General features: G+C 35.5%; 16 protein-coding genes and 2 tRNA genes. 9 read left to right on the top strand and 9 right to left on the bottom strand.

The window, feature by feature from the left end; translation table 11 throughout:
- Positions 1-4: 4 nt before the first annotated feature.
- A tRNA-Val gene (locus ABJF52_RS10025) sits at positions 5-79 on the top strand.
- Between the two features lie 284 nt (positions 80-363).
- On the opposite strand, the gene ABJF52_RS10020 is transcribed toward ABJF52_RS10025, so the two are convergent.
- Positions 364-1,044, bottom strand: a complete 681-nt coding sequence (locus ABJF52_RS10020) for a head GIN domain-containing protein (protein WP_348149609.1) — start codon at positions 1,042-1,044, stop codon at positions 364-366.
- 260 nt (positions 1,045-1,304) lie between these two features.
- On the opposite strand from ABJF52_RS10020, the gene ABJF52_RS10015 reads away from it, so the two are divergent.
- The 8 genes from ABJF52_RS10015 to ABJF52_RS09980 all read left to right on the top strand — a co-directional run bounded on the left by ABJF52_RS10015 (position 1,305) and on the right by ABJF52_RS09980 (position 10,789).
- On the top strand, positions 1,305-2,279 hold the full coding sequence (locus ABJF52_RS10015; RefSeq protein WP_348149607.1) for an SUMF1/EgtB/PvdO family nonheme iron enzyme: 975 nt from the start codon (positions 1,305-1,307) through the stop codon (positions 2,277-2,279).
- Positions 2,280-2,303: 24 nt separating this feature from the next.
- Positions 2,304-3,602, top strand: a complete 1,299-nt coding sequence (locus ABJF52_RS10010; protein ID WP_348149605.1) for a Gfo/Idh/MocA family oxidoreductase — start codon at positions 2,304-2,306, stop codon at positions 3,600-3,602.
- Positions 3,603-3,629: 27 nt separating this feature from the next.
- Complete coding sequence (locus ABJF52_RS10005) at positions 3,630-4,163, top strand: YceI family protein (RefSeq protein WP_348149603.1); 534 nt, start codon at positions 3,630-3,632, stop codon at positions 4,161-4,163.
- Entirely contained in the window at positions 4,160-5,359 is a 1,200-nt protein-coding gene (locus tag ABJF52_RS10000) for a hypothetical protein (protein WP_348149601.1), read from the top strand. The genes ABJF52_RS10005 and ABJF52_RS10000 overlap by 4 nt, the downstream gene beginning before the upstream one ends.
- Positions 5,360-5,431: 72 nt before the next feature.
- Positions 5,432-7,774: a PSD1 and planctomycete cytochrome C domain-containing protein gene (locus ABJF52_RS09995; protein WP_348149600.1), complete on the top strand. Its 2,343-nt coding sequence runs from the start codon at positions 5,432-5,434 to the stop codon at positions 7,772-7,774.
- An 8-nt stretch (positions 7,775-7,782) separates the two neighbouring features.
- Positions 7,783-9,246 (top strand): DUF1501 domain-containing protein, encoded by a 1,464-nt coding sequence (locus ABJF52_RS09990; protein WP_348149598.1) that lies wholly within the window; start codon positions 7,783-7,785, stop codon positions 9,244-9,246.
- A 3-nt stretch (positions 9,247-9,249) separates the two neighbouring features.
- Positions 9,250-10,680, top strand: coding sequence for a c-type cytochrome domain-containing protein (locus tag ABJF52_RS09985; RefSeq protein ID WP_348149596.1), 1,431 nt, complete (start codon positions 9,250-9,252; stop codon positions 10,678-10,680).
- A 35-nt stretch (positions 10,681-10,715) separates the two neighbouring features.
- Positions 10,716-10,789, top strand: a tRNA-Arg gene (locus ABJF52_RS09980).
- 162 nt (positions 10,790-10,951) lie between these two features.
- Here the strand turns inward: ABJF52_RS09980 and ABJF52_RS09975 are convergent.
- The 8 genes from ABJF52_RS09975 to ABJF52_RS09940 form a co-directional block, all read right to left on the bottom strand.
- Positions 10,952-12,226, bottom strand: a complete 1,275-nt coding sequence (locus tag ABJF52_RS09975; RefSeq protein ID WP_348149594.1) for a divalent metal cation transporter — start codon at positions 12,224-12,226, stop codon at positions 10,952-10,954.
- On the bottom strand, positions 12,226-12,891 hold the full coding sequence (locus ABJF52_RS09970; RefSeq protein WP_348149592.1) for a bifunctional 4-hydroxy-2-oxoglutarate aldolase/2-dehydro-3-deoxy-phosphogluconate aldolase: 666 nt from the start codon (positions 12,889-12,891) through the stop codon (positions 12,226-12,228). Before ABJF52_RS09970 ends, ABJF52_RS09975 begins: the two co-directional genes overlap by 1 nt.
- 5 nt (positions 12,892-12,896) lie before the next feature.
- Positions 12,897-14,108, bottom strand: a complete 1,212-nt coding sequence (locus ABJF52_RS09965) for a 6-phosphofructokinase (RefSeq protein ID WP_348149590.1) — start codon at positions 14,106-14,108, stop codon at positions 12,897-12,899.
- Positions 14,109-14,127: 19 nt separating this feature from the next.
- Positions 14,128-15,168, bottom strand: coding sequence for a sugar kinase (locus ABJF52_RS09960; protein WP_153755661.1), 1,041 nt, complete (start codon positions 15,166-15,168; stop codon positions 14,128-14,130).
- Positions 15,169-15,269: 101 nt separating this feature from the next.
- A complete protein-coding gene (locus tag ABJF52_RS09955) occupies positions 15,270-16,031 on the bottom strand; it encodes an SDR family NAD(P)-dependent oxidoreductase (protein ID WP_153755660.1) in 762 nt (253 codons plus the stop codon).
- Between the two features lie 32 nt (positions 16,032-16,063).
- The gene (locus ABJF52_RS09950) at positions 16,064-17,365 is read right to left on the bottom strand and encodes an MFS transporter (protein ID WP_348149587.1); all 1,302 of its coding nucleotides are present in this window, start codon (positions 17,363-17,365) and stop codon (positions 16,064-16,066) included.
- Positions 17,366-17,501: 136 nt separating this feature from the next.
- Positions 17,502-18,215, bottom strand: coding sequence for a FadR/GntR family transcriptional regulator (locus ABJF52_RS09945; RefSeq protein ID WP_348149585.1), 714 nt, complete (start codon positions 18,213-18,215; stop codon positions 17,502-17,504).
- 233 nt (positions 18,216-18,448) lie between these two features.
- Entirely contained in the window at positions 18,449-19,813 is a 1,365-nt protein-coding gene (locus ABJF52_RS09940; protein WP_348149583.1) for a RagB/SusD family nutrient uptake outer membrane protein, read from the bottom strand.
- Positions 19,814-19,822 lie beyond the last annotated feature (9 nt).

Raw genomic sequence — 19,822 nt, 5'->3', positions numbered from 1 at the left:
AATAGGGCAATTAGCTCAGTTGGTTCAGAGCACCTCGTTTACACCGAGGGGGTCGGGGGTTCGAATCCCTCATTGCCCACATCAATCACAATCCCGATGAATTTTCATCGGGATTTTTTGTTAGAAAAATATTGAGTTGAAAATTCAAGAAAATTTTTCTAACAGAAAATCCAAAATGCGCTTAAGCGCAATGGGATTGTATTTGCAGAAGCGGTTTCAGCTAGGGATATTTAATCCCTCATTGCCCACTTCAATCACAATCCCGATGAATTTTTCATCGGGATTTTTTTATTCCTAAAAAGATATTGAATTAGTAGTTAAATCTTGTCTATTTGGCGTTTCGAAAAGAATATTAATAAATACTTATTTAATTACTTCTATTTTGCCGCCGAATACTTTGTCTTTGCTTACTTCTTTAGGGTTGCCATAAACAGCAATATAGCCTCCAGCACGAACTTTGGCTTCAACTTCTCCTGACGCTTTAATTTCAGCTGAGCCACCAGCATTTACAGTAACCTTTGTGTCTACTGTACTTAAGTCTTTATTATATACTTTACCTCCAGCATTTGCAACTACTTCTTGTGTTGTTGCCTTACCTGTAAGTGTTACTTTGCTGCCTGACGTAGATTTTACATATAGATTGTCAATTGCTACATCCATTACTATGTCAGCGCCTTCTTGTACTGCAAGTTTAGCATCTTTGCTTTTAAATGTACCTTTTGAAAAAATCTTGGCGTTTTCGTTTGCATCCAATAAGGTTAGTTCTTCGGCGTAATATAATGTTGCCTCAATATCTTCACCATCCATATGGTTTTCGATATCCATTTTAATTTTTAAAAGTCCTTTTTTGTTGTCAATATTCACATCTCCAATATCATCACCAGTGAGAATTAATTGATTTTTATCACTTTTGATTATGGTTACGGTGATTTGGTCAAAGGCTTTTACTTGAGTAAACGCAGTGAGGTCTTCTGTGATTTTTTCTTGTGCACTGGTAGCGATGGAAACAATTATAAGAGCGAAGAATAATATTATATTTTTCATTTTAAATAGTTTTTATTTGTTAGAATAGTAGCGTTCAAAAGTAATATTATTTGAGGAAATATAATTTTGTTCAGACAATGTGTGTATTAGTGCTATTAATTTTTTCATTAATTAACTAATGCATAACTTAATCCCTTCTTTTAATAATATAAATGTCAAAATTAGAATTGATGATAAAAAATAATAAGGATTTCCTTGTTGGCTATCAAAAGTCATCCTCGAAGGTGAAATTTGTTTATTTAATACTAACAGTTAGTGTAATGATTTTACAGTCATGTAAATCTTCTAGTGCACTAGCACCGGAGAGTGCAGAAAAAACTCCTGTTGTTTCTAATGCACTAGAGGGCTTTACGCAAAAGGTTCCTGAAACAGAAGTGTCTTTTGAAATGGTTGAAATTCCTTCAGGTAGTTTTACTATGGGAAGTCCAGAAAATGAAGCTAATAGAAAAGCTGACGAAGGTCCCCAGCATCAAGTGCAATTAGATGGTTTTTACATGGGTAAATATGAGACAACGTGGGAGGTTTTTGAATTGTTCTTTAAACAGAATCAAGAGCTTTTTGTGAAATTGGATAATGAGAAAGTAATTAAAATCGATGCCATTAGTAGGCCTAGCCCTCCTTATGAGGACCCTTCATATGGTATGGGTAAAGAGGGTTTTCCAGCAATTAGTATGTCGACATATTCTGCGCTAGTTTTTTGTAAATGGTTAAGTACAGTTACAGGGAAGTTTTATCGTTTGCCTACGGAAGCAGAGTGGGAATATGCTGCTAGAGCAGGAACTTCAACGGCTTATTCGTTTGGCGATTCTGTAGAAGAATTAGATAAATATGCTGTACATTATAAAAATTCAAATAATAAATCTGCAAAAGTGGGAACTAAGCTTCCAAATGCTTGGGGTCTTTATGATATGCATGGTAATGTTGCTGAGTGGACATTAGATGAATATAAGGCAGATGTTTATGCAAAATCTGAAGAAAAGAATCCATGGATAACTCCAATGGTAATTCATCCTCGTGTAATAAGAGGTGGGTCTTGGGATGACGATCCCGACAAGTTACGTTCTGCTGCAAGAACCGCCTCTAGCAAAAAATTGCAAAAGAGGGATCCACAAATTCCTAAAAGTTTTTGGTGGTTTACAGACAGTAATTTTGTTGGTTTTCGTTTAGTAAGTCCTAAAGAGCAACCATCTGCAGAGGATCAGAAAAAATTCTGGCAAACAGTATTAGATGAATAGATTTTTAATTTTGATAATTGATTTATGAAAAAAATTCCCCGTAGAAAATTTATTAAACAAACATCGAAAACAGTAGCGGCAGGTATGGTGTTTAGTCATCTGCCAGCTTTTTCAAGTGCAAATGTATTTGGAGAGTCAAAAATTAAACTTGGATTGGTAGGTTGTGGTGGTCGTGGTACCGGTGCTATATTTCAGGCATTAACAGCATCCGAGTCTGTGCAATTAGTTGCCATGGGCGATGTTTTTCAACACGAATTAGATAATAGCGTTCAAAGAGTTTCTAAAGATTTTGCCGCACAGGTAAATGTTCCAAGAGAGCGTCAGTTTTTAGGTTTAGATGCGTATAAAAAGGTTATTGACGAGTGTGATGCTGTAATTTTGGCAACACCGCCAGGTTTTAGACCAGATCATTTTGAGTATGCTATTGCTTCGGGCAAGCATGTTTTTATGGAAAAACCATTGGCTGTGGACGGACCTGGCTATCGCAAGATAATTGAAGTGGGAAAATCGGCTACAGAAAAGAAATTAAATGTTGTGGTAGGTTTACAATCAAGATATGAACTTGCACTCAACGAAATGGTATCTAAAATCCATGCTGGTGACATAGGGGATGTACTTTCTATGGATGTTTATTATAATGTAGGTATTGCTACTGTGCATCCAAGAAAACCAAATCAGACCGAATTAGAATATCAAATAAGTAATTGGCATTATTTCAATTGGTTATGGGGTGGTCAGTTAGCAGGTCAGGCTATTCATCAAATTGATGTTGTCAATTGGATTAAAAAGGACTTTCCAATTAAAGCTAGTGGAATGGGAGGAAGGGCAATGCTTAATGGGCCAGACCATGGCGAAATTTTTGACCATCATTATGTGGAATATGAATATGCTGACGGCACAAAATTACATGTGCAATGTAGGCAAATGGATAATTGTGCAAATAGAATGGGCTTTAACATTCAAGGCTCAAAAGCGAAAGCTGATGAACGTTTTCAAATTGTAGATTTAAAAGGAAATTCTCTTTGGAGATATCGTGATAAAGATGATCCGTCTTCCTCACAAATAGAACAAGATGTTTTTGTTGGCGCTATTTTAGGAACCCAGCCTTATGTGAATAATACCGAGTATGGTGCTGAAAGTACGATGACTACTATTATGGGGAGAATGGCCATAGAATCTGGCAAGATTATTGATTTGAAAGAAGCAAAGGAATCTAATTTAAGTATTGTGCCTGATAATCTTAGTTGGGATATGAAAATGCCAAATGCACCCTTAGAAGATGGAAATTATTTAATTCCAAATCCAGGAATTCCAGTTTTATAAATGTTTTGATATTATAATTTTTACAAAATGAAGAATATATTTTTTACATTTTTATGTATAGTTGCTATGATGTCTGGGTTTGCTCAGGATTCATATACTTTATCAAGTGATAGTAAACTCACCATTGATGGCACATCTACTGTTCATGATTGGACAGTTACTGCTAACACTTTAAAAGGTGCGTTAAGTGCTGATGCCAATCAGTTAAAAACAATAGATTTTCAAGTTGCTGTTGCTGACATAAAAAGTGAAAGAGGTGCAACAATGGATAAGAAAATGCATGCTGCATTACAAAAGGAGTCGCATCCACAGGTTGTTTTTAAATTAAAAGAATTGAAGAATGAGTCTATTTTAGTAGGAACTTTAGAAATAGGGGGAAAAACTAATGAAGTTGAAATTACTAGTACGGTAAGCTCAGAAGGACAAAGTTTAAAAATTTCAGGTGAATATGGTCTTGCGCTCAAAGATTATGAAATAGAACCACCAACAGCTATGTTTGGTCAGGTGATAGTAGGTCCGGATGTAACCGTTAAGTTTAATTTGATATTTACTAAGGAATGAGGTCGATATTACCCTATATTATTACCCTAGTTTTTTTATGTATTAGTTGTTCTAATTCAAAGAACGTTACACAAATAGAAATTTCTGAAACCGCAGGTTATGACCGTGTGTTAGAATATGTAAATGCAAGTGTTAGTGTAGAACGAGAATTAGCAGTTGAAGAATCTATTTTGCTTACCAATGTTGAAGATGGTACTAGTATTTTAGCGGCGAATATAAATTCTAATTTGGAAATGTATCAGCATAAATATGATATCATCTTTCCGGTTAAAATTGGTGCGAATCAAACTAATACCTACAACGTTAGTATTGTTAATGGTGAAAAGTCTAAAACGCTTAAAAGTAAAACGATACTTTCTGAAGACAATCTTACTATTGATAATTTAAGTTACAAAGCAACTTTTAGTACAGAAGACGATAAAAGAGGTGGTCAAGTTAATGGTATTGTACTTAAAGATTTCAATAAACAACTTTTGAGAAGGGGTCATATTGCAATGCATTGGGCGCCTAATTTTTCAAAAACAAGTTCACAATATTATTTCAATTTAGAAGATTTGCAGGCAGGATCTAAAAATGAAATAAAAAATGATATTTATAGCGTTGTTAAGGAGCGTGCAGGTGTAACGGATAGCGTGCCCGAAATTCGTATTGAAGGGCGATATGAGTTTTATGCAGATTTGCCATATTTCTTATTTGAGTCTACTATGACCGTCGAAAAAGAAGTAGAATTGAATTTGTTGCGCAATGATGAAATGACAATGGATAGCTTATTTACTCATCTTACATATACCAAGAAGGATGGTTCTATTGAAAGTTTAAATTTATATTCGGATGAATTAGATAAACTGGAAGTTAATCATGTTACTGATGACGCAAATTGGTTAGCTTTCTATAATTTGGATAAAGGGTATGGTTTTGCTTCAATCCGATTGCAATATGATAATACAAATATGGATGGGGAAACTTCGCCGATTCACAATCCATATACTAAAATCACCAGGTCTTCTAATAATGGCAGATATTGGAATCGTGTCTTATCGGATACAATTCAAAAATTTCCTGTTGGAAGTCGATATTATGAGAGAAATGCTTATTTGGTTTTCAATGTTGATTCTACTAGTCCCGAAAAGGAAATTGTATACTATTACAATTGTTTGAAAAACCCATTAAAAGTGCAGGTAAAAGCAGGATTATAACAAATAATCTTCACTTTTTTATTATAAAAATTACTACATTTAAGGGGACAGCAATAGATTTCTGAATGTGGTATGAAACGAATTTTTGCTTTAGCTTTTATTTTTGGTGTTTTAATTTTGTTGATATACGCTATTAAAACAGGTTCTTTTAGTTCTTCAAAAGATACTTATGCTAATATTGAACTTCCTGAAGAAGTTAATTACAATTTTCATATTAAGCCTATACTTTCCGATAATTGCTATACCTGTCATGGGCCAGATGCTAATAAACGTAAGGCAAAACTCAGGCTTGATACCGAAATAGCGGCATTTAATGAGTTAAAGGAAAGTCCAGGGGAATATGCTTTTGTATCTGGCAAACCAAATAAGAGTAGGGCGTATCATTTGATAGCTACCGATAATGAAGATGAAATAATGCCGCCTATAGACTCAAAATTGAGTTTAAATTCTTACGAAAAACGGCTCATTAAAAAATGGATAAATCAAGGTGCGAAATTTGAAAAGCATTGGGCTTACTTGGCACCAAAGAAAAAGGATGTTCCAGCAGTAAATTCTTCAGATTGGGTGCAGAATGAAATTGATGGTTTTATTCTACAAAAGTTAAACGAAAATGGTATTCGTCCTTCAGACAAAGCATCAAAAGAAACTTTAGTTCGTAGAATTAGTTTAGACTTAACTGGTTTGCCGCCAAATATTGAACAGACTAAAGAATTGTTGAGCTTGCCTGCAGAAGAGATTATTCCAAAAGCAATTGACAGATTTTTATCGACATCGGCTTATGGTGAGCGCATGACACAATCTTGGTTAGATGTAGCTCGATATGCTGATTCTCATGGTTATCAAGATGATAGTTATAGAACGATGTGGCCATGGCGTGATTGGGTAATACATGCTTTCAATAAGAATTTACCGTACGACAAATTTTTAACATGGCAACTGGCGGGCGATTTGTTGCCCGAAGCTAATTTAGAACAAGTGTTAGCTACAGGTTTTAATAGAAATCATCCGATAACTCAAGAAGGAGGCGTAATTCAAGAAGAGTATAGAACCAATTATGTAATTGATCGAACGAATACATTAGGAAAAGGAATATTAGGTCTTACGCTTGAATGTGCACGCTGTCATGACCATAAGTATGATGCCTTATCTCAAGAAAATTATTTTGAATTCTTTTCATTTTTCAATCAGGTAAATGAAAAAGGTTTGCAAATGGATGCAGTGCAAGCCAAGAATGAAAAATTCTTTGCTGACCCTCCCTATATTACACTGTCCTCAGAAGAAGTAAGTGGTGTTCTAGATTTTGTGAATTTAGATGAAGGCAAGCAAGTTAATGTAATGGTTATGAATGATTCTGCTCCTAGAACTGCACATATTTTAAATAGGGGGGAATACGACCAGCCAACCGATTCGGTAGTACCAAATGCACCTGAGAATATTTATCCGTTTGCGAAAGAGTTGCCTAAGAATAGATTGGGATTAGCAAAGTGGATAGTAGATAAAAAAAATCCATTAACGGCTAGAGTATTTGTAAACAGAATTTGGGCAATGCTTTTTGGTAAAGGAATTGTAGAAACTTCTGAAGATTTTGGAGTACAGGGTAGTTTGCCAACACATCCGGAATTGCTAGATTGGTTAGCTGTGGATTTTATGGAGCATAATTGGGATATTCAGTATCTCTTAAAGAAAATAATGCTTTCCGCTACCTATCAACAGCAATCTATATTGCGTTCTGATTTAAAAATTGCTGACCCTGAAAATAAATTACTTGCTCGAGTACCCCGTTTTCGAATGAGTGGTGAGATGATTCGAGATTATATTTTAGCTACAAGTGGATTGTTGAATACTGAGGTTGGTGGTCCAAGTGTTATGCCTTATCAACCAGATGGATTGTGGGCAGAAACCAATGCTGGGGAAAACAGAGGCGTACTTACAAAATATGTACAAGGGGAGGGAGAGGACCTTTATCGTCGTTCATTGTATACATTGTGGAAACGTACCTTACCTCCACCGACAATGACAATTTTTGACGCGCCTAATCGTGATTTTTGTGAAGTAAGAAGACAAAAAACAAATACTCCATTACAGGCTCTTGCGCTTCAAAACGATATTCAGATATTGGAAGCGGCCCGGGTTTTAGCACAACGAACACTTGTTGAAAATGACAATAACCCTGATATTGTTAAGGAAGTATTTCAGCGCATTTTAGTGCGTGCTCCAAAAGAGGAAGAGTTACTCACGCTAAATAAATATTATTATGACGCAGTTAAAATCTATACTAATGATATAGACGATGCTCAGAAATTGGCTTCGTTAGGAGAATATGAACAATTAAAAGTAGATGAGGCCAAAACCGCAGCATTAATGTTAACGGCACAAGTTATTTATAATCTAGACGAAACTATTACCAAAGAATAATTTTAGATATGCAGGAGAAAGATAAAAACAAGTCTGAAAACCCATTAAAGGTAAACCGTAGGCATTTTTTCTCACAATTGAGTGTAGGTGTCGGTTCGTTAGCTTTGGGCTCATTGTTGATTCCAGATTTATTTAAGGGTTCAGCGGAAAATATCTTATCACAACCTTTAGGAATACCTCATTATGCACCAAAAGCAAAAAGAGTAATTTATTTGTTTCAGGCTGGAGCTCCATCACAATTAGAATCATTTGATTATAAGCCAATACTGAGAAAACGAATGGGAGAAGATTTGCCAGAATCTATTCGAAACGGACAACGTTTAACAGGGATGACTGCTAATCAAGACAAGTTTCCTTTAATGCCTCCAAAAATAGGATTTAAGCAGCATGGGGAAAGTCAAACTTGGATTAGTGATTTTTTCCCACATATTGCTAAAATTGCTGATGAAATTACCATAGTTCGTAGTATGCATACGGAGGCTATTAATCATGATCCAGCAATAACATTTTTTCAAACTGGGAGTCAGATTTCAGGTCGCCCTAGTATGGGGTCATGGATGAGTTATGGTTTAGGAAGTGAAAATAAAAACCTTCCTTCTTTTGTTGTGTTAACTTCAAGGGGCAAAGGAAATAGTCAAGGTTTATACTCCAAATTATGGTCGAGTGGCTTTTTAGATTCCAAACATCAAGGGGTGCTGTTGCGTTCAGGTAAAGATCCTGTACTGTATCTAAATGATCCCGACGGTCTATCCCGGTCAGATAAACGTCATTTACTTGATCATGTATCTTCCTTAAACAAACTACATCACGTTGAGACTGGTGACGATGAAATAGAATCGCGAATAGCTCAATATGAAATGGCATATCGTATGCAAATGTCGGTACCAGATGTAATGGATATTTCAAAAGAGCCGCAATCAATTATTGATTTGTATGGTGAAGATTGCCAAGTACCTGGTACATATGCTGCTAATGCACTACAAGCGCGTAGACTAGCCGAAAATGGAGTTCGTTTTATCCAGTTGTATCATCAAGGATGGGATCAGCATGGTAATTTACATAACGAGATGAAAGGACAGGCAAAAGATGTAGATAAGGCCTCAGCAGCACTTATTTTAGATCTAAAGCAACGTGGAATGCTAGACGATACCTTAGTTGTTTGGGGTGGAGAATTCGGAAGGGGTAATTATGCGCAAGGTAAATTTAATCCAGAAAATTATGGACGTGACCATCATCCAAGAGCTTTTAGTATTTGGATGGCAGGTGGCGGAGTCAAAAAAGGATTTAACTACGGACAAACAGATGAATTCGGGTACAATGTAGTAGAAAATCCAGTACATATAAATGATTTCCATGCTACATTAATGCATTCTATGGGAATAAACCACGAACAACTTATTTACAAATATCAAGGACGACGATTTCGATTAACAGATGTTGCGGGTAATGTAATCAAAGATCTTTTAGCGTAAAATATGATAGATAGCGCTAGGGATAAATGGGTAGATTATGTGGTGTTGGGATTGTCCTTGTTTTTAGTTTTTTGTCTGATTTTCGATTCCTATATAGTTTTGCCCAGATTGGTCGCATGGGTAGGTCATTGGCATCCATTAGTTTTGCACTTTCCAATTGTACTTTTATTGATTTGTGCTTTTTTAGGATTGACCAATAAAAAGATTCCATCATTACTTTTTAAATTGACCGTGCTCTTAACTTTAATAACAGCAATATCAGGTTTTTTTCTCGGAAAAGAATCTGGGTCAAAAGGGGAGTTGTTATTTTGGCATCAGTGGTTAGGTGGCGCATTAGCCTTGTTGGCAGCTTTATGGTATTGGCTACATCATAGTTTTCTAAAAAAAGGAATTGTATTCAAACTTATACAGGTGATAATAATTTGTTTGGTTTTGTTTACTGGACATTTTGGAGGTATGGTAACTCATGGTGAAGAATTTTTGGCGCTTCCAACAGCAAAGAGGCAGGAACAAATTCCTAAAAACCCATTAATATATGGTGATGTTGTAAGTCGCATTTTAGACGATAAATGTGTTTCATGTCATAACCCGAATAAGAAGAAGGGAGAATTATTATTAAATTCATTTGAAGGCCTCCTTGCGGGTGGGGAGTTAGGAAAAACTATCGTTCCGTTAAATGTTGAAGAAAGCGAGTTAATTAATAGGTTGCATTTACCAGTTGCAGATGAAGAACATATGCCACCTGAAGGTAAGATGCAATTAACGGAAACAGAAATACAAATTTTGGAGCGCTGGATTGCTTTGGGAGCTTCTGATACGCTGAGGTTAAATCACTTAGCAAGTGCAGAAACTTTAGTTGGTTTAATAAAAGGATTAATGAAACCTGACGCAGCGGATAAATGGAAAAAGTTTTCTGTTGTTGATGATAGTACTATTGCTAACTTATCGTCAGATTATGTAACTATAAAAAGGGTTGCTAGTAATCTAAATGCTCTAAGTGTGGTGGTGTTTAAGCCGCCAAGTTATGATTCTAGTGCGGTTGTAGGTTTAAAAAGAGTAGCGGAGAATATAGTCGAACTTGATTTGTCTGATTTGCCAATAGGAACAGATGAAATGTCAATAATTAAAGTTTGTAGTAACCTTGAAAGGTTGGAATTAGATAAAACTCCTGTAGGCGATGATGAAGTAAAGAAGCTATCTGGATTAAATAATTTAAAATTTTTAAAAATATTTAAAACGAATATTACGGATGAAAGTTTAAAAGTGTTTAAAGGTATGACTGGCTTGAATAGCCTTTATTTAGGGCAAAGCAAGGTGACGAAGTCGGGTGTAAACTCATTAAAATTAGAAAAACCAGACCTACTTATCATAGATGAAATAGACGAAGAAATAGAAAGTTTTTTTATAGCTACAGATTCGGTGCCAAAAATCTAGAATTTTTACTAAATTTGCAGCCACTTAAGAAAATAGGTCGCGTAGCTCAGCTGGATAGAGCATCTGCCTTCTAAGCAGACGGTCGCAGGTTCGAATCCTGCCGCGATCACAAATAAGAGCAAAATAAATAGAAAAAGCGAGTTCCAGAATTGGAGTTCGCTTCTTTTTTTAGGAATATTTAGTAATTCTATTTCTGACTTTAAAACAAAGAATGTAATGGTTGAATATATTCTTTTCTAATCAAAAGTCTATTGATGTCTGTATTTACTTTTTAAAAGTATTCTATTAGCGCAACTACGCCATTAAAGGAAATAACGCATGAAAAGAATAGAGCGGCAAATAAGCCTAGGTTTAACCAAATAGAAGCCTTGTATTCGCGCATTATTTTTTTGCTATTAATCAAGAGGATAATACCTAGAATTACTAATGGTAAAACAAAGACATTAAATACCTGAGATACAATTTGCATTTCAATAGGATTAGCGCCAAAAACCGGAACAATTAATGCGAATAGACATGCGAATGCTGTGATAATTTTAAACTGTTTTGATGAGGTGTCTAATTCACCTGATTGGTAATCTGCAATTAAAATAGGTGCAATTAATAGACAAGGAAAAATTGACGAAAGACCAGCACTTAAGGTTCCGAAAAAGAAAAGTGTTAAGGCAAATTTACCAGCTACAGGTTCTAAGGTATTAACCATGTCTAAAACTTTAGTCACAGGTTCTCCTTTGTGAAAAAGAGCTCCACATGCAACTGCCATTACTGAAGCGCTAATTAGAAACACTAAACATGCAGCGATTATGGAATCTTTCTTTTGTTGATCAAGATTTTTAATTGTCCAACCTTTACCTTTTACAAAGAGTGGTCTTGATAGAAAAGTAGCTGCTGCCATTGTGGTGCCAACAAAGGCTGCAACCATCATTTGCCCGCCTTCTACTTTAGGTATCGTAGGTATAAGTCCTTTTGCTACCTCAATAGGTAATGGGTAAACCATAAATAAGGATATGATAAATGAAAGTCCCATTATAGTCACAAAAATGACTAAAATCTTTTCAAAGAAAGCATATTTACCAATCAATAGAAATCTATAGAATATAGCGATAACGGTGATGGCAATTATTAGGACTGACTCATATTGATATCCAGCTAAATCAGGAAAGTAAATCAAGAAAATTTCAAAAATTATATTTGCTGAAATTCCCAAAATTCCCATTAAGGAATTCCATTGGCCAAACGAAATACCAATAATGATTAGTATGGCTATAAGTTTACCCCATTTTAAGTGTTTTTTAAAAGCATATAAGGCGGTCTCTCCTGAGACCAGTGCGAAATTTCCATAGGCGAACATCAGTAGTCCCGAAAAAACACAACTCAAAAGTAATACCCAGAGTAATTGCATTCCATAGGTACTACCAGCAACAATCATAGAAGTGACACTTCCGGTACCTATCGTGTAACCGATAGCAAAGATGCCTGGGCCGAATGCTAAAATAATGGCTAATAATTTTTTTAAAAACGATTTATTATTAGCCGTACTTTCCATTATCTAATCTTTTTTATGGTATCCAATGCTTCTCTCACGCTGTTCTCCAGACCTTTATAATCTTTGTTGGCTAAGATTTCTTTACTAATTAGTTTTGATCCCATACCAACACAAGTAACACCAGCATCAAACCAACCTTTTAAGTTTTCAGTTTCAGTGCTAACTCCACCAGTTGGCATAACACTGGTCCATGGTTGAGGTCCTTTAATTGCTTTTACGAATCCTGGGCCATAAGTAGATCCTGGGAAAAGTTTTACAATTTCGCAGCCAAGTTCTTCAGCTTTATTTATTTCGGTTAATGAGCCGCAACCAGGAGACCAAAGAACTTTTCTTCGGTTGCAGGCGAATGCAATATCTTCTCGTAATGATGGGGTGACTATAAAGTTTGCACCCATAGACATATACATTGATGCAGCTCCAGCATCCGTAATGGATCCAACACCCATGATCATACCAGGTAGTTCTTTAATTGCAAATTTGTTCAATTCTAAAAAGACTTCAAAAGCAAAATCACCTCTTGCTGTGAATTCCATTAATCTAGCTCCGCCATCATAGCAAGCTTTTAAAACTTTTTTACCAAGTTCGATATCTGAATGGTAAAATAAAGGAACCATTCCTGTTTCCTTCATTACATTTGCTACTTCTATTCGGGTAAATTGTGCCATAAAATTTAAGCTTCTAGTATTTTATTAAAATAATAATCTTCTGGGTTTTTCAAATATGTTTTAGCTTTATCAAAATCAACCTCTGATAGATAGTGTAAATTTTGAAAACATAATTTTGCAAATTCTGAATTTACATTGACTAAGCGAGGTGCAATTTTTCCATCTTCTCCTTGCAGATCTTTTAAAAATAATGGTGTTACCTCACCTTTTGAATTTGCTGTAACAATGCATCCTGTAATACCATCGTCATACATTTTTTTAACACCAAGACCTAATAGCGTACATAATGTTAAATCGAATCCGATAGGTCGGCAACAACGAAGTTCGTATCCTAATTCAACTGGCCTGCTTTTGATATTGATTCCTAGTTCTTTTAATTTAACTTGAACCAACATATTGAAAATATGCGATTTACTAACATTACCTAATTCGGGATGACCGTGATCATCATAAGTAAAATTAATTCCACAGTTTTGAAGTTCAGAATCCGGCATGATATGAAAAACGCCTTCACTTATTAAAGCAACACCATAATTGATGTTTTCAATTTTTCTTTTTACCATTGATGAAACAATCAGTCGGACCACTTTATCAAAAGTAATTTCAGTTTTGTTGAACATTTCTGGGATAACCATCATTGGGAAATGGCAACTAGCGGCAATGCCAAAGGCTAAGTGGCCAGCTGATCTACCCATAGTAGACATTACAAACCAATTTTGACTGGTTCGCGCATCTTCATAAGTGGTATTACCTATTCGAACACCTTCATCTTTTGCCGAATGGAATCCAAATGTCGGATTTCTATCTGGTAACGGAAGGTCATTATCAATTGTTTTTGGAACGTGAATATTGGAAATTGAAATATTCTCTTTCGCAAGATAACCTGTAATTCTGTTGGCAGTAGAGGCGGTATCATCACCACCAATACTTACCAACAGTTTTACATTGTTTTGAGAAAATAGGTTAGTGTTTAGTTTCTCATTACTTGGTTTAAATCTGCTCATAATAAGCGTTGATCCTCCTCGGCTGAAAATACGATCAGCATGAGCAAAATCGAATTCTTTTATTTGCGGATTGTCAGAAAAGATTCCTTTAAAACCTTCGTGCAAACCAAGAACTCTATAGCCATCTTTTAAAAATATTTTGGCTACTGTACTAATAACGGCGTTAATTCCGGGGGCAGGACCTCCACCACAAATGATTAATATGGATTTCATTTACGCCATTTTAATTAAATTATCTTGCAACTCTACCAGAGGCATCACCACCCATAAGTTTTTCAACTTCAGGTACTGTTACCAAATTAGCATCACCTTTTATTGTATGCTTTAAACAAGAAGCTGCAACAGCAAAGTCTAAAGCATTTTGATCATCTTCTGGATATTTTAGTAAACCATAGATTAATCCTCCCATAAATGAATCACCACCACCGACGCGATCTACTATATCTGTGATTTGGTATTGTCTTGTTTCATACATTTTAGAACCATCCCATAATACACCAGCCCAAGTGTTGTGCGATGCAGAAATTGAACCTCTTAAAGTTGTAATTACTTTTTTGGCTTTTGGGAATTTCTTCATCATTTGCTTACATACCGAAAGAAAGGCTTCTGCTTTTACATCAGCACCATCTTTATGTACATCTAATCCTTCTGGGTGAATATTGAAATGCTTTTCTGCGTCTTCTTCATTACCCAAAATAACATCGCAGTACGAAGTTAATTCAGTCATTATTTTTTCACGGTCTCCTCCGTAATTCCATAATTTGGCTCTATAATTTAAATCCGTAGAAATAGTAATTCCTTTTTTGTCTGCAGCTTTAACAGCTTCTAAACAAACATCGGCAGCACCTTGTGATATGGCAGGCGTAATCCCTGTCCAATGGAACCATTCAACACCTTCAAAAACAGAATCCCAATCAATCATACCTGATTCAATTTCTGCAATAGCAGAATGGGCACGATCATACACAACTTTAGATCCACGCGAAACAGCACCGGTTTCAAGGAAGTAAATTCCTAAACGATCTCCACCGTAAACTATTTTGCTAGTTCCAACACCTCTTTTTCGCATTTCCATAAGTGCACATTCACCAATATCATTTTTTGGTAAACGCGTAACAAAATCTACAGGAACACCATAATTGGCTAGTGATACTGCAACATTAGATTCACCACCGCCATAAACGACATCAAAACTGTTTGCTTGTGAAAATCTCAAAAATCCTGGAGGTGCTAAACGAAGCATAATTTCTCCGAATGTAACAACTTTCTTCATTGGTAATTAATTTTAATAATTCCACTTTTCATACTAATTTATTTAGTGAAATGGGAATTTGGTTTTAGATTGTTTTAAAAAACTAAAAATAGGTTTATTTATTAGATTCCTAAAGCTTGTCCACCACCAATTTGTATAGTTTCAGCTGTGATAAAAGAAGCATCTTTACTAGCTAAGAAAGATATAACGCCAGCCACATCTTCTGGTTGACCTAATCTGCCTAACATAATATTGTTTGCCCATGAAGCAAAAACTTCTGGTTTAGTAGCTTTAATTTGTGCGTGAAATGGTGTGTCAATTGTACCTGGTGATACTGCGTTTGCACGAATTCCATATTCAGCAAGATCTTTAGCTAAAGCTCTAGTTATTGCATGAACACCAGCTTTTGATGTGCCATAAATTCCTGCACCCGGTCCACCAGCTGTCCATCCAGCATTTGATGTATAGTTAATTATCGATGGATGCTCTCCTTTTTTAAGATAAGGAATTGCTGCTCTAGAAGCAAAAAATACGGAGTCAAGATTTAATGCCATTACAAATCTGTAAAAATCTGTTGTCATTTCTTCAAATCTTGATCTACCACCTAATCCACCTGCATTATTTACAAGTACGTCTATTTTGCCATATTTATCTCCTATCGCTTTAATGTTGGAAGTTACAGCGTCATCGCTTGTAACGTCAAAACCAAAATATTCTGCGGTGATACCTTCAGCCTCTAGTTCTTTTACGCGTTCAGCTCCTTTCTCATCTTCTATTCCGTTTAATACAACAGTATACCCGTCTTGTCCTAATCTTTTAGCTACTGCAAAGCCAATTCCTCCCGTTGCTCCGGTTACTACTGCTACTTTTCCTTTATTGCTCATTTTATATTTAATTTAAATCTATTTTTATATTATTAATTTTCACTTTTTAGGGGTTCAATTTTTGGTATTAGTACCCATACACTAAGCATAGTAATTATTGCTAATGCTGCCCCAATTACAAAGGCTGGCGTATAATTACCTCCTGATGTAAGCCAAGGAACTAGTGCTGTTAGACCAAATGCTCCCAATTTAGCAGCCATACCTGCAAAACCTGATAATGTACCAACCGTTTTTCCTCCAAACAAATCACTTGGTAAAGTTTGCACATTTCCAATGGCAGTTTGGAATCCAAATAAGATTACTGCCATATAAATAACAGCTGTGGTTGGTCCGCCTGGGTTAGCCATCAAAAATAAGAATGGCAACATAATGAGGCATCCAAGTGTGATTACGAGTTTTCGCGTTTTATTTGTAGACCAGCCACTCTTAATGCGATTTTGAGCTAAAAGACCACCAAACCATGCACCTAGCATAGCACCAACATATGGTACCCATGCATAAAATCCGATTGATTTCACATCCATTCCGTATACTTCATTTAAATAAATAGGTATCCAGAAAATAAATAACCACCAAATTGGGTCGAGTGCGGCAGAAGCAATAATGACACCCCAGCTTTCTTTATGTTTTAACATTTTACCAGTTTCAGGGTTGTATCCTTCGTCAAATTCTCCATCTTGATCCTCATCCTGATTTTGCTGACCTGTTAATATGTATTTACGTTCTTCTTCGGTTATCCAAGGATGTGATTTAGGTGGAGATTTTACTAAAATCCACCATGGAATAAGCCACAATAAACCCGTTATACCAACCAATATAAATATCCAATTCCAGCTAAAATACACGGATAATAATCCAATAGTTGGAAATGCTACAATTCCACCTATAGCCGCCCCTGAATTAAATAATCCCTGAGCAAATGCTCGTTCTTTGGTTGGAAACCATTCTGCATTTGCTTTGGCGGCTCCTGGCCAATTTCCAGCTTCAGAAATTCCTAAAAGTGAACGAAAAAGACTTAATGTGAAAATACCTTTGGCAAAAGCATGTAAGGCTGTAGCTATTGACCAAAAACCAATGGATAATGTGAAACCTATTCGCGTTCCAAGTTTATCGAATATCTTTCCAAAAATGGCCTGTCCAAATGCATATGAAAATATAAAAATTGTTGATATAAAAGCATAGATGCCTTTACGTTCATCCGACGTCTTGTCTGGATATAAATCTTCGGCAATATCTGGCCACAGAACAGGAAGTGCTTGGCGATCGATATAGTTGATAACCGTAGCAAGGGCTATTAAACCTATGACCCACCATCTTAATCCTTTAAATTTCATATTTCTAGTTTTTGGTTGTAGTTGGATTTTTTAAATAAAAAACATGAACTAGTAATTTGGACATGTTTTTAAAAAGGGGGAACATATTTTTAGTTTTAATAATAACTATTGTAAATAATTGAATCCTTGGATTTTTTTATTTTTTCGTTTTTTTATTATAACAATATTGATATAATTGATTGAAATGAATTTTCATCATTTCTTTGGCCTTCTGCGTATTTTGTTCTTTTATAGCATCAAAAATATTTTGATGTTCTTGAATGCCCTTCATGCTTTGATCTTTATCACAAACATGATGTTTTTCAAAGTTGGTAATAATTTCGGGCGTAATTATTAACATAAATGTATTCATGGTACTGTTTCCGCTAGCTTTTGCAATGGCTAAATGAAACAGGAGATCTTCTTGAACAGCATCTTCTCCGTTTACTACCTTTATTCTAAATGCTTCTAAAGCTTCTTCTAGTTTTTTTAAATCTTCTTCTGTTCTTCTTAAAGCTGCTAATCGAACTGTTTTTAGTTCTAGTAATATTCTAGTTTCAACCAATGATCTAAAATCTGGATCTTCAAGTCGAAGAATGTCATCAATCATACCATTCATAGCTACCTGTGCTATGTCTGCTACAAAGGTTCCACTTTGTGGTTTTGAAATTAATAGACCATAAAATTCTAATTTTTGTATGGCTTCGCGAATGTTGCTTCTACTTACTTCAAACTTATCTGATAATGATCGTTCTGATGGTAATTTGTCACCTGGTTCTAGATTTTTAAATATTATTAAATCTCGAATTTTAGAAATTAGTTCATTTTGAACGTCCTTATGTTCTTTATTTGTGGGAATTACTAATTTCATAATGGATAGCTGTTCTGTAGTTTTTAAAATTGGTTAACCAGATTGGTTTGCTAATTTAATTAAATAGTTTAATCAAAAAAATTAATAGAACCTTAAAAGATAAATTAGTACTAACTTCTTTCATTTTTAATAGAATTTACTGACCCTTGTGTACAGGGTCAGCAAATTCAGATAAAAAACCAACTCAACTAATTATCGTGTTAAATTGTAGATGCCTTAAACAAAACGGATTCTTAATATCCTTCGTTTTGTATTATTTCGTCAAATGAAGTTACCTCTGTAACAGGCATAGGGAAAACATAATAATTACTGTTAATTGTTTCTCCCATTTCAGCATTAAGTATGCCCGGACTAGCGGCTTCAAAACGAACCAAATCAAACCATCTTTGTCCTTCGCAGGCAAACTCTAATCTTCTTTCGTCCAAAATTGCTTGTCTAACTTCAGCCTGCGTAGTTGCGGTGCCACTTAAACTTGCTAATCCTGCTCTAGTTCTAATTGGATCTAATAATGCTAATATACTTGCAGATTCTCCTCCGCCTGCATTTGTAGTTTCATTCAACGCCTCAGCATATAACATTATAACATCAGTTAATCTTAATTCTATCCAATTCATGTCAGTGTAAGAACCAGCATCATATTTTACAGAAGCAGTCTCGCCGTTCAGTGTCAAAGCTGTTCTTAGATCTCCAGTACTAGCGGCAAAAGCAGCAATTAAATCAGCAGATATTGGCGCACCATCATCTGCTTTGGTGTTTCTACCGGCATACCAATTTCCAATAATTTCTGTACGAGTGGCACCTGGAATAATGGCAGAAGCTGATTGCGCTGTTGCAAATAAAATTTCTGAATTCCAGTTGTTGTCACTACCAAAAATCATTGAAAAATCCGGAACTAATGTAATACCTGCAGCTCCAGCTCCGTTTATTACAGCACTAAGTTCTGTTGCAGCTGCTCCATAGTTACCCATTGTTGCGTACACTTTTCCTAGCAATCCTTGTGCAGCATTACTTGTTGCTCTGCCACCTGCGTTTGCAGCATTAGAAGCGCCTAAAACACTCTTTGCTGCTTGTAGGTCAGGTATGATGATATTGTTATAAACATCATTTTTAGGTTGTCTTGTAAGGTCAGCAGCAGCAATCTCTTCAACTGTTGGTGCTCCTAACAAATTGACAGTTACATCGCCAAAAACTTGAACCAATTTAAAATAAGCTAACGCTCTTACGAATTGAGCTTCACCAACTTGCGTAGCATTCGTAGAGTTTAAAATAACATCGTTTGCACTTAGAATCGATTGATAGAGGCTAGAATAAAAAGGTCTAAAAAAATCTGCATTCATACTACTGGTTATACTGTTGCCAGAAAAGTCAGCGAAATCTGTATAAGGAGTTTCGTCAAACAAACAATCATCTGATCTGAAATCTCCTAATACTGGCATGGTGTGTATTGCATCATAATGATAAGAATATGCTGCAATCAATACAGGTTCATAATCACTTACGTTATCTGCATCCACTTGATTGGGTGGTACCTGGTCTAAGTCTGTGGAACATGCTGTTATTAATAGCAAAGATCCTAATAATATATATATATTTTTCATTGTTTTATT

The organism is Aurantibacter sp. (genome assembly GCF_039941195.1).
Lineage (GTDB): Bacteria > Bacteroidota > Bacteroidia > Flavobacteriales > Flavobacteriaceae > Aurantibacter_A.
The sequence above is the reverse complement of the archived record's forward strand: the minus strand, read 5'-3'. Positions and strand labels throughout refer to the sequence as shown.